The sequence below is a fragment of the Pseudomonas helleri genome, from assembly GCF_009600315.1.
In the GTDB taxonomy this organism is placed as follows: Bacteria; Pseudomonadota; Gammaproteobacteria; order Pseudomonadales; family Pseudomonadaceae; genus Aquipseudomonas; species Aquipseudomonas helleri_A.
Window position 1 is genome coordinate 1 of record NZ_WIWC01000124.1, and the last position, 368, is coordinate 368.

Consider the following 368-nt stretch of genomic DNA (forward strand, 5'->3'; position numbering starts at 1 on the left):
AAAGAACGATCTAATCAAAAGATCAGAAATCAACATTCACCATCTTTCGATGGAATGCTCATTTCTAAGCTTTACGATAGAGAAGCAAGTTATGGTGGAGCCAAACGGGATCGAACCGTTGACCTCCTGCGTGCAAGGCAGGCGCTCTCCCAGCTGAGCTATGGCCCCATATTTGTACGGGTTTCTTTTACACAAAATTGGTGGGTCTGGGCAGATTCGAACTGCCGACCTCACCCTTATCAGGGGTGCGCTCTAACCAACTGAGCTACAGACCCAATTTTGGTCTACTTCTATCGTCTTCTACAATGAATCAAGCAATTCGTGTGGGAACTTATGGAGCAGCTGATGTCGTCGATTAAGGAGGTGAT

2 tRNA genes are annotated in these 368 nt (G+C 46.5%); both read right to left on the minus strand.

From position 1 onward, the window contains the following. Nucleotides 1–92: 92 nt before the first annotated feature. Nucleotides 93–168, minus strand: a tRNA-Ala gene (locus tag GHN86_RS23115). Nucleotides 169–198: 30 nt separating this feature from the next. Beyond that, nucleotides 199–275, minus strand: a tRNA-Ile gene (locus tag GHN86_RS23120). Between the last annotated feature and the right edge of the window lie 93 nt (nt 276–368).